6 protein-coding genes and 2 rRNA genes are annotated in these 7068 nt (G+C 72.2%); 1 reads left to right on the top strand and 7 read right to left on the bottom strand.

Annotation, left to right across the window (positions count from 1 at the left end; translation table 11 throughout):
• Positions 1-35 precede the first annotated feature (35 nt).
• Genes ACGFRF_RS40465 through ACGFRF_RS40475 form a run of 3 tightly spaced genes read right to left on the bottom strand, consistent with a single transcriptional unit; the run spans position 36 to position 3211 of the window.
• The gene (locus ACGFRF_RS40465) at positions 36-1082 is read right to left on the bottom strand and encodes a FecCD family ABC transporter permease (RefSeq protein ID WP_393748954.1); all 1047 of its coding nucleotides are present in this window, start codon (positions 1080-1082) and stop codon (positions 36-38) included.
• Positions 1079-2122, bottom strand: coding sequence for a FecCD family ABC transporter permease (locus tag ACGFRF_RS40470; protein WP_393748956.1), 1044 nt, complete (start codon positions 2120-2122; stop codon positions 1079-1081). The genes ACGFRF_RS40465 and ACGFRF_RS40470 overlap by 4 nt, the downstream gene beginning before the upstream one ends.
• 60 nt (positions 2123-2182) lie before the next feature.
• Positions 2183-3211 carry an HAD-IIA family hydrolase gene (locus tag ACGFRF_RS40475; protein WP_393748958.1) on the bottom strand — a complete coding sequence of 343 codons (1029 nt, stop codon included), beginning with the start codon at positions 3209-3211 and terminating at the stop codon, positions 2183-2185.
• A 72-nt stretch (positions 3212-3283) separates the two neighbouring features.
• Here ACGFRF_RS40475 and ACGFRF_RS40480 point away from each other — a divergent pair, with 72 nt between their 5' ends.
• On the top strand, positions 3284-4567 hold the full coding sequence (locus tag ACGFRF_RS40480; RefSeq protein ID WP_393748960.1) for a DUF1015 domain-containing protein: 1284 nt from the start codon (positions 3284-3286) through the stop codon (positions 4565-4567).
• Between the two features lie 78 nt (positions 4568-4645).
• Here the strand turns inward: ACGFRF_RS40480 and ACGFRF_RS40485 are convergent, their stop codons facing one another.
• From ACGFRF_RS40485 to ACGFRF_RS40500, 4 genes are all read right to left on the bottom strand, one after another.
• Entirely contained in the window at positions 4646-5413 is a 768-nt protein-coding gene (locus ACGFRF_RS40485; RefSeq protein ID WP_393748968.1) for a hypothetical protein, read from the bottom strand.
• Positions 5305-6531: a hypothetical protein gene (locus tag ACGFRF_RS40490; RefSeq protein WP_393748970.1), complete on the bottom strand. Its 1227-nt coding sequence runs from the start codon at positions 6529-6531 to the stop codon at positions 5305-5307. The genes ACGFRF_RS40485 and ACGFRF_RS40490 overlap by 109 nt, the downstream gene beginning before the upstream one ends.
• A 159-nt stretch (positions 6532-6690) precedes the next feature.
• Positions 6691-6807, bottom strand: a 5S ribosomal RNA gene (gene rrf / locus ACGFRF_RS40495).
• 104 nt (positions 6808-6911) lie between these two features.
• Positions 6912-7068, bottom strand: a 23S ribosomal RNA gene (locus ACGFRF_RS40500); the annotation flags it as partial.

Here is a 7068-nt window from a genome sequence, read left to right on the forward strand (position 1 = left end):
CGTGCCGCTCAGGTCCGGCCCGCCCTGCGTGCGCTTCATATCCGGCCCGCCCTGCGCTCGGTGACCAGCAGCCACAGCAGATAGCCGCCGCCGAGGACGCCGGTGACCACGCCGACGGGCAGCTGGTCGGCGCCGAAGGCGCGCTGCGAGGCCCAGTCCGCCGCGACCAGCAGGGTGGCGCCCATGCAGAGGGAGGGCACCAGGTTCGGCCCCGGCGAGCGGGTCAGACGCCGGGCGAGCTGCGGAGCGGTGAGGGCCACGAAGCTGACGGGTCCGGCGGCGGCGGTGGCGGCCGCGGTCAGCAGTACGGCGCAGACCATCAGCAGCAGCCGGACGGGCTGGACGCGCACGCCGAGGGCGCCTGCGACGTCGTCGCCCATCTCCATCATCCTCAGGCCGCGCGCGTTGGCGAGGACCAGCGGGACGAGGACCGCGCACAGGCCGAGCAGCGGCCAGACCTGGGACCAGTCACGGCCGTTGAGCGAGCCGGTCATCCACACGACCGCGCGGGCCGCGTCGACCAGGTCGGCCTTGGTGAGCAGATAGCCGTTGACCGCGGTGACGACGGCGGAGACACCGATGCCGACCAGGACGAGGCGGTAGCCGTGCACGCCCTGCTTCCAGGCGAGCAGATAGATCGCGAGGCCGGTCGCCAGTCCGCCGATCAGCGCGCCGACCGTGACCTGCGTGGAACTGCCGGACATCAGCACGATCACGATCAGCGCGCCGGCCGTCGAGCCCTGTGACAGGCCGAGCACGTCCGGACTGCCCAGCGGGTTGCGGGAGATGGTCTGGAACAGCGCGCCGCCGAGACCGAGCGAGGCGCCGACCAGCAGGCCGACGAGGACGCGCGGCAGCCGCAGCTCGTTGACGATGAAGTCCTGGTACGCGGTGCCGTTCCCGGCGAGCGTCCTGAGCACGTCGGCCGCGGGGATCTGGGCCTCGCCGGTGCCGATCAGCGCGACACCGGCGGCGAGCGCGGCGGTCAGGAGGATGGCGACGACGATCAGGGCACGCGGGTCCAGGCGCAGGGAGAGCCCGCCCGGGGTGCGTACGGCACGGCTCCTGGGATGTGTCCTCACAGCTGGGCCGTCCTCCGCCGTCGTACGAGAAAGATGAAGACCGGGCCGCCGATGATCGCGGTGACGATGCCGACCTGGAGTTCCGCGGGGCGGACCACGACCCGGCCGATGACGTCGGCGCCGAGCAGCAGCACGGGCGACAGGACCGTGGCGTACGGCAGGATCCAGCGCAGGTCGGGGCCGGTGAAGGAGCGCACCACGTGCGGGACCATCAGGCCGACGAACATGATCGGGCCGCAGGCGGCGGTGGCCGCACCGCACAGCACGGTGGCGGCCAGCATGGCCAGGGCGCGGGTGCGGTCGAGGTCGGCGCCGAGCGCGCGGGCGGTGTCGTCGCCCATCTCCACCGCGTTCAGCGGCCGGGCCAGCGCGAGCGCGAGGACCGTGCCGACCGCGAGGAACGGCAGCACCTGCACGATGGTCGAGTCCGTGGCCGAGGCCAGCGAACCCACCGTCCAGAAGCGCATCTTGCCCAGCGCCGCGTCGTCCAGGATCATCGCGGCCTGGAGATAGCCGTAGAGCGCCGCGCTGATCGCCGTACCGGCGAGCGCGAGCCGTACCGGGGTGGCGCCCCGGCTGCCGCCCAGGAACCACACCAACGCGCCGACCGCCGCGGCCCCCAGGAAGGCGAACCACACATAGCCGGTGAGGCTGGTGACGCCGAAGTAGGTGACGGCCGTGACGACGGCCGCGGAGGCGCCGGCGTTGATCCCGAGCAGACCCGGGTCTGCCAGCGGGTTCCGGGTGAGCGCCTGCAGCACCGCACCCGCCAGGCCGAGCGCGGCACCGACCAGCAGGCCGAGGACCGTGCGCGAGATCCGCTCGTCCACGACGACGTCACCGTACGTCCCCGTGTCGTGGAACAGGCCGTGCCAGACCTGGTCCAGGGACAGCGCTTTCGCCCCGATCGCGATGCTCGCCAGGGCGACGAGCACCAGGGTCGCGACGGCGAGCAGGAGCCCAAAGGCCCTCACCGCCCGGCGGGTTGGGGGCGCGGGGGCGGTCTGCGCGCGCTGTTCGGGAGGACTGTCGACCAACACGAGGTTAGGTTAGCCTACCCTCGCATGCGATCTCGATCCCCGGGGTGCGCGCGATGCGGTTCACAGTCCGAGCCGGGCCAGCGCCTTCCCCCCGTCCAGCTCGCAGGACCCGTCCCCCGCCGCCGTCCAGGCGGCCGCGCACAGCGAGCGCAACCCGTCCAGCGTCTCCCCGTCGCCCTCCAGCTCCAGCCGGTCCGCGCCGACGGTCGCCGTCCACCCACCGCAGCGGAAACCATCACCCTCCCGGGTGATCTCCGGCTGCCCGGTGAGCAGCCCGCGCAGATCCGCGTCCACATAGGTCGGTCGGTGCTGCGGCGGCGCGGCGAGCAGTTGCGCCCCGTCCGTGACACCGGTCAGCACCAGCAGCGAGTCGACCCCGCCGTTGAACGCGCCCTCGATGTCCGTGTCCAGCCGGTCCCCGACGACCAGCGGCCGCTTCGCACCCGTCCGGATGATCGTCTCCTTGTGCATGGGCGGCAGCGGCTTGCCCGCCACCTGCGGCTCGGCACCGGTCGCGATCCGCACGACCTCCACGGCCGCCCCGTTGCCCGGCGCGATGCCCCGCCCGCTCGGAATCGTCAGATCGGTGTTGGACGCGAACCACGGCACCCCGCGCGCCACCGCGTACGACGCCTCCGCGAACCGCCCCCACGGCAGATCCGGCCCGCCGTACCCCTGCACCACCGCCGCCGGATCCTCGTCCGCCGACTCCACCGGGGTCAGTCCCCGCTCGCGCAGCGCCACCCGCAGGCCCTCACCGCCGATCACCAGCACCCGCGCCCCGGCCGGCACCTGCTCGCTGATCAGCCGCGCGACGGCCTGCGCGGAGGTGATGACGTCCTCGGCCCCCGACGGTATGCCCAGCTCCGTCAGATGCCCGGCCACGGCGTCCGGCGTCCGCAGCGCGTTGTTGGTGACGTACGCCAGACGCATACCGCCCGCCCGCGCCACCGCCAGCGAATCCACCGCGTGCGCGATCGCGTTCCCGCCCGCGTACACCACCCCGTCCAGATCGAGCAGCGCCGTGTCGTACGCCTCGTTCAGGGGCTGCCCACTGCCCTCGGGCCTCGTCCTGACGTCCTGGCTCATGTCCACATCGCTCCTCTTGACTCGCCTTTCCCCGATCATCCCGCACCCCACTGACACACGTACGATGCCGGGATGAACACTGCAGGTCACTCGGAAGCAACGGCGCGCCGGGGCCTGGAACTCACCCCGTTCCGCGGCCTCCGTTACGACCCCGACCGGGTCGGCAGCCTGGCCTCCGTCACCTCTCCGCCGTACGACGTCGTCGTACGTCCCGACGGGGTCCACCACCTCCAGTCGGCCGACCCGCACAACATCGTCCGGCTGATCCTGCCCGAGGCCGGCACCCCCAGCGCCCGCACCGAGCAGGCGGCGGACACCCTGCGCCGCTGGCTGGACGAGGGCATCCTCACCGCGGACCCCGAGCCGGGCCTGTACGTGTACGAGCAGCGGGACGGCAACGGCATGATCCAGCGCGGCGTCATCGGCGCCCTGCGCGTCTCCGACCCCGAGGAGGGCGTGGTACTGCCGCACGAGGACATCATGCCGCCCGTGGTCGCGGACCGCGCGGCCCTGATGCGCGCCACCCGCGCGAACCTGGAGCCGCTGCTGCTGACCTACCGCGGCAACGGCACGGCGGCCGAGGTCGTCGAACGCACCGCGCAGCGCCCTCCCCTGCTCGCCACGACCACCGAGGACGGCTTCCAGCACCGCCTGTGGTCGGTCACCGAACCGGCCGACATGTCCCTCATCCAGTCCGAGCTGGCCCACCACCAGGCCCTGATCGCCGACGGCCACCACCGCTGGGCGACCTACCGCCGGCTGCGCGCGGAGCACCCCTCCCCCAGCCCCTGGGACCACGGTCTGGTCCTCCTGGTCGACACCGCCCGCTACCCGCTGCGCGTCCGCGCCATCCACCGACTGCTGCACGGCCTGCCGGTCGCCGACGCGCTCTCCGCCGTGGACGGCCTGTTCCGGGTACGACGCCTCGACGCGCCGCTGGCCGAGGCCCTGGAGGTACTGGCGGACGCGTCCTGCGCGGGCAACGCCTTCCTGCTGGCCGGTGACGGCGCCTTCCACCTGCTCGACCGCCCCGACCCGGGCCTGCTGGCCCGGACGATCCCCGCGGACCGCCCGGCCGCCTGGCGCTCCCTGGACGCCACGGTCCTGCACGCCACGCTCCTCGACCACGTCTGGCACATCCCCGAGGACTCCCCCGCCCACATCGCCTACATCCACGACACGGCCGCCACGGTCGCCAAGGCCGAACGCGACGGCGGAACCGCGGTCCTGATGCACCCGGTACGCGAAGAGGTCGTGCGCGAACTGGCCCGCCAGGGCGTGACGATGCCGCGCAAGTCGACGTCCTTCGGCCCGAAGCCGGCGTCGGGTCTGGTGCTGCGGGCGCTGGAGATCTAGCGGAGTACGGAAGATTGGGCACAGACATGGAAGAGGGCAGGCCCCGACGGGAGCCTGCCCTCTTCTCGGTGACCGACGTCAGTCCTCGTCGCCGTCCTCCGAGGAGGCCTGCTCGGACTCACCCTCGCCCTTGCCGCTGCCGGCGCCTTCGCTCTCGCTCTCGCTCTCGTCGAGGGCGTCGACGAACTCCACACCGTCCAGCTCGGCGAGCCGGTCGGACGCGTCCGTGCTGCCGTCCCGGTCGGCCTCGACGGCCTTCGCGAACCACTCCCGCGCCTCCTTCTCCCGGCCCACGGCCAGCAGGGCGTCGGCATAGGCGTACCGCAGGCGCGCGGTCCACGGCTGTACGGCGTTGGAGGCCAGCTCGGGGCTCTGCAGGGTCACGATGGCCGCGTCCAGCTGCCCCATGTCACGCCGGGCACCGGCCGCGACGAGCCGCATCTCGACCTGCCCGGCCTTGTCCAGTTTCTGCACCTCCGGGGCGCCGGCCATGTCCAGCGCCTTCTCCGGCCGCCCGAGCCCGCGCTCGCAGTCGGCCATCACCGGCCACAGATCCACGGTGCCGGTCATCCGGCGGGCGGCCCGGAACTCGGCGAGGGCCTCGCCGTACTTCTGGTTCGCGTACGCGGCGAAGCCGGCGGCCTCGCGTACGGCGGCCACACGGGACGCCAGGCGCAGGGCCACCTTGGAGTAGCCGTACGCGCCCTCGGGGTCCTCGTCGATGAGCCGCGCGACCATCACCAGGTTCTTGGCGACGTCGTCCGCGAGCGTCTTGGGCAGGCTCTGCAGCTCCTGCCGGACGTCCTTGTCGATCTCCTCGCCGGTGACGTCCTCCGGGATCGGCAGCCGCTTGATCGGCTCGCGGTCCCGGTCGCGGTCGCGCTCGTCCCGGAAACGGCCACCGCCACGGCGGTCGTCCCGTCCGTCACGCCCACGGAAGCCACCGGGTCGACCACCACGGTCGTCCCGACGGGGCCCACGGCCGCCACGGTCGTCACGCCCCCGGAAGCCACCGCGGTCGTCGCGACCACGGAAGCCACCACGGTCCTCACCGCGCCGGTCGTCACGCCGGTCATCGCGGCGGTCGTCACGGCGGTCGTCACGGCGGTCGTCCCGACGGAAGGCGGGGCGGTCGCCGCCGCGGTCGTCGCGGCGGTAGCCGCGGTCCCCACGGTCGTCCCGCCGGTCGTCGCGGCGGTCGTCTCGACGATCGTCCCTGCGGTCGTCGCGGCGGAAGCCGCCTCGCTCGCCGCGGTCACCGCGGTCACGGTCGTCACGCTGGAACCCAGGACGCGAACCACGGTCGCCCTCACGGCGGTACCCACCACCACGGCTGTCGTCACGCCGGTCATCCCGACGGTCATCGCGCCGGTCATCCCGACGGTCATCCCGACGGTCATCGCGCCGGTCGTCGCGACGGAAACCGCCTCGCTCGCCGCGGTCACCGCGGTCGCGGTCGTCACGTCGGTCATCGCGCCGACCGAACCCACCACGGTGGTCGTCACGCCGGCCATATCCGCCACGGTCGTCGTCACGCCGGTAGGAAGGACGGTCGCCGCCGCGGTCGCCGCCGCGGTCGTCGCGGCGGTAGCCGCGGTCCCCACGGTCGTCCCGCCGGTCGTCACGGCGGTCGTCCCTGCGGTCGTCGCGACGGAAACCGCCGCGCTCGCCGCGGTCACCGCGGTCACGGTCGTCACGCTGGAACCCAGGACGCGAACCACGGTCGCCCTCACGGCGGTACCCACCACCACGGCTGTCGTCACGCCGGTCATCGCGCCGGTCGTCCCGACGATCGTCGCGACGGAAACCGCCTCGCTCGCCGCGGTCACCGCGGTCGCGGTCGTCACGTCGGTCATCGCGCCGACCGACCCCACCACGGTGGTCGTCACGCCGGCCATATCCGCCACGGTCATTGTCGCGACGGAAGCCGCCACGGTCGCCGCGGTAGCCGCCGCGGTCCCCACGGTCACCACTGTCCCGTCGCCGCTGGTCGCGCTCCGGTCGGTCGTCGGGCGAGTTGGTGGACATGGTGACTCCTGTCTTCGGTACCACAAGCATTGTAAAAACGAAGGGACCCCTGGTCCCAGCTGAACGCTGGTGACCAGGGGTCCCTTCCAAAGATTGTTCGGCGGCGTCCTACTCTCCCACAGGGTCCCCCCTGCAGTACCATCGGCGCTGTGAGGCTTAGCTTCCGGGTTCGAAATGTAACCGGGCGTTTCCCTCACGCTATGACCACCGAAACCCTAATGGTTTCGAGCGAACAAGCACACTTTTCTGTTATGCGTTCTGCTCAAAGCCGACAACGGTCGTTGCCTCAGAACTAACACAGTGGACGCGAGCATCAATGGACAAGCCCTCGGCCTATTAGTACCGGTCACCTCCACCCGTTACCAGGCTTCCAGATCCGGCCTATCAACCCAGTCGTCTACTGGGAGCCTTACCCCATCAAGTGGGTGGGAGTCCTCATCTCGAAGCAGGCTTCCCGCTTAGATGCTTTCAGC

Source organism: Streptomyces sp. NPDC048521 (genome assembly GCF_043199855.1).
Taxonomy (GTDB): Bacteria; Actinomycetota; Actinomycetes; order Streptomycetales; family Streptomycetaceae; genus Streptomyces.

Coding starts and splice junctions, on each gene's coding strand:
- ACGFRF_RS40480 (WP_393748960.1), top strand. CDS start 3,284: ATGAACACTGCAGGTCACTCGGAAGCAACGGCGCGCCGGGGCCTGGAA.
- ACGFRF_RS40475 (WP_393748958.1), bottom strand. CDS start 3,211: ATGAGCCAGGACGTCAGGACGAGGCCCGAGGGCAGTGGGCAGCCCCTG.